Annotated in this window: 3 protein-coding genes and 2 pseudogenes; all 5 read left to right on the top strand. The window is 28.8% G+C overall.

Annotated features, from left to right (window positions below; genetic code table 11):
* Window positions 1–96: pseudogene (locus RWO85_RS10255) on the top strand (Rgg/GadR/MutR family transcriptional regulator); the annotation flags it as partial.
* Window positions 97–178: 82 nt separating this feature from the next.
* Window positions 179–244: a KxxxW-cyclized peptide pheromone gene (locus RWO85_RS10410; RefSeq protein ID WP_261022939.1), complete on the top strand. Its 66-nt coding sequence runs from the start codon at window positions 179–181 to the stop codon at window positions 242–244.
* A 69-nt stretch (window positions 245–313) separates the two neighbouring features.
* Window positions 314–1,633 carry a KxxxW cyclic peptide radical SAM maturase gene (kwcM, locus tag RWO85_RS10250; RefSeq protein WP_314415748.1) on the top strand — a complete coding sequence of 440 codons (1,320 nt, stop codon included), beginning with the start codon at window positions 314–316 and terminating at the stop codon, window positions 1,631–1,633.
* Entirely contained in the window at window positions 1,630–2,721 is a 1,092-nt protein-coding gene (locus RWO85_RS10245; RefSeq protein ID WP_314415746.1) for an MFS transporter, read from the top strand. Before kwcM ends, RWO85_RS10245 begins: the two co-directional genes overlap by 4 nt.
* 7 nt (window positions 2,722–2,728) lie before the next feature.
* Window positions 2,729–2,801, top strand: a pseudogene (locus tag RWO85_RS10240) (MFS transporter); the annotation flags it as partial.

Raw genomic sequence — 2,801 nt, 5'->3', positions numbered from 1 at the left:
ATGAGGAAGTGTATTGGAGCAATGAAATTAGCGGGAAGTAACCACTTAGCAAAGATTTATGAAAGGCATTTAGAAAAAATTTTAGCTAGTAGTTAGAAAATGCAAATATGGGAATATTTTATTGTAAGTGTTGAAAAGGAATATAATTACAGTATCATATTCGAAAGGAGTACCAAATATGTCTAAAGAGCTTGAAAAAGTCCTTGAGTCTAGTTCAATAGCAAAAGGTGACGGCTGGAAGTGATAAAGTAATTTATCCCATAAGTTAAGCAGAGGCTATATTTTCCTCTGCTTTTTTAGAAAGGTATTCAATATGACGACAATTTCAGAAGATTTTTTATTTAGACTAGAAAAGTTTGGTGGAATTTTGATAAATAAAGTAACTTTTGACCGAATTGAGTTAGATGAGAGTGAAGCTTATTTTCTTTATTTAGTTCAAAATCATGGTTTTGAAATTGCTACTTCCTTTTTTAAGAAAGAAATAAAAGCAGGGAAACTAGAGCGAGTACTATTATTAAATATCTATTCTGATAATAATATTGAGGGATCATCGAAAAATCCTGACGAGACTCTTCAAAATGCGAGAAAGCATGTAGCAAAATTAAAAAAACATAACATATTGAGTTTTCCGCTTGAACTAGTAATATACCCCAGTATGTACTGTGATTTAAAATGTGGTTTTTGTTTTTTAGCAAATCGTGAAGATAGAAATGCCAAACCTGCTAAAGATTGGGAAAGAATTTTGCGCCAAGCAAAAGATAATGGAGTGTTAAGTGTTTCAATTTTAGGAGGGGAACCGACTAGATATTTTGATATTGATAATTTGTTGATAGCTTGTGAAGAACTGAAGATAAAGACTACTATAACAACTAATGCCCAATTAATAAAGAAAAGTACAGTGGAAATTCTAGTTAAATCTAAATATATTACACCGGTTTTATCTTTGCAGACTTTAGATCCTAAATTAAATTTTGAATTAATGGGGGTGAGACCTGATAGACAAATTAAATTAGCGAAGTACTTTAAAGAGGTTGGAAAAAAATGTAGAATTAATGCAGTGTATACAAGGCAAAGCTATGAGCAGATTATAGAATTGGTTGATTTTTGTATAGAGAATAAAATAGATAGGTTTTCAGTAGCTAATTATTCTGAGGTAACAGGATATACGAAAATAAAGAAAAAATACGATTTAGCTGATTTGAGAAGGTTGAATGAGTATGTTACAGATTATATAACTCAACGGGGAGCTAATCTAAATTTTGCTACTGAGGGATGTCATTTTTTCACCGCTTATCCGGAGTTGATAAATAATTCAATTGAATTTTCAGAGTTTGACGAAATGTATTATGGATGTCGTGCAAAATATACTAAGATGGAAATAATGTCTAATGGGGATATCTTGCCTTGCATTGCTTTTTTAGGAGTTAATCAAACTAAGCAGAATGCCTTTGAAAAAGATTTGTTAGATGTTTGGTATGATGATTCGTTGTATGGAGGAATTCGTTCTTTTAGAACGAAGAATTCTAAGTGTTTATCTTGTGGATTGTTAAAAATTTGCGAGGGTGGCTGCTATGTTAACTTGATTAAGGAGAAGAGTCCAGAATATTTTAGAGACTCAGTTTGTAACTTATGAGTAAGAAGATTTTTAATTTATACGGAATGAATATGTTTCTATCTGGATTACCGTACTACTTTGTAGGAATTTTACTATTAAAGCACTTAGGTTTTTCGTTCACAGAAATAGCTACTTTATCAGTTATTACTGAGCTATGTGGTTCAGTTTTTGATATTCCTTTAAGTTATATTTCAAGTAAGATTGGTTACAAGAAAATTTTGGTTATTTCAAATTTATTATTAATTTTAGCATTATGGGGCCTATTGTTTGGAAAATCAAATATAATATATATTTCAGCGATATTTTTTGGATTGTCAGAATCATTATCTTCAGGAGTTCTTAATTCTTATAATTTTGAAATAATTGATGACGAAGTTGTATATAAATCATTTTTGAAAAATCTCAACACATTAAAATATATTTTTATTGCTATTGTTACGATTATATCTCCACCTTTATTGCATAGGAATTACATTTATCCTGTTGTTATATCTATTATATTTGTAATTTTCAGTCTATTATATTTAATAGGATTACCTGAAATTAAAAAGGAACAAAATAATAATCAAAAATTTTTTAGCCTCGATAATATTCAAAATATTCCATGGTTATTAATAATATTAGGAGTAGCATTCTCAACTCTAATTATGATTAGCAATTCTTATGCAGGGATATTCTTAAATGAACAGGGGCTTTCACTAGATATGCTAGGAATTGTACTATTTATGTTTAATATATCTATGGCTTTGGGGAGCTATCTAAAAATTAAGTTTGAAGTAAGCTTGATGTTACCAATATTAGCTATACTCATGTTTTTTCAAACTAATCTAATCATCCAAATTATAATCCTTTTATTAATGCGTGTTCTTAATTCCAACTACAATAATCATTTTTACTATAAATTTAATATGTTAATAGAAAAAAACAGAGCAGTATTATGGTCAGTATATAATTTGTTTATTTCGATTAGTTTTATGTTAGCTGATTTCCTAGCTGGTATTTTTGCTGATAACTTTAGTATTAGGAGCAATTATTTAATATTTGGTATAGTAGCTCTTTGTTGCTTAGTATCTTATTCATTTTCTAACAGAGATAAAAGAACTTAAAAGCTATATGTCTAATTCATTTATCAAGTTGTTAGTCTCTCAATTGTTTGCAAATTTAGCAGATATTTTCTTTAGAGTAA

The sequence above is a fragment of the uncultured Streptococcus sp. genome (assembly GCF_963521865.1).
In the GTDB taxonomy this organism is placed as follows: Bacteria; Bacillota; Bacilli; order Lactobacillales; family Streptococcaceae; genus Streptococcus.
Note: the sequence above shows the minus strand (reverse complement) of the source record. Positions and strands in the feature narration are given on the sequence as shown.

Coding starts and splice junctions, on each gene's coding strand:
- kwcM (WP_314415748.1), top strand. CDS start 314: ATGACGACAATTTCAGAAGATTTTTTATTTAGACTAGAAAAGTTTGGT.
- RWO85_RS10245 (WP_314415746.1), top strand. CDS start 1,630: ATGAGTAAGAAGATTTTTAATTTATACGGAATGAATATGTTTCTATCT.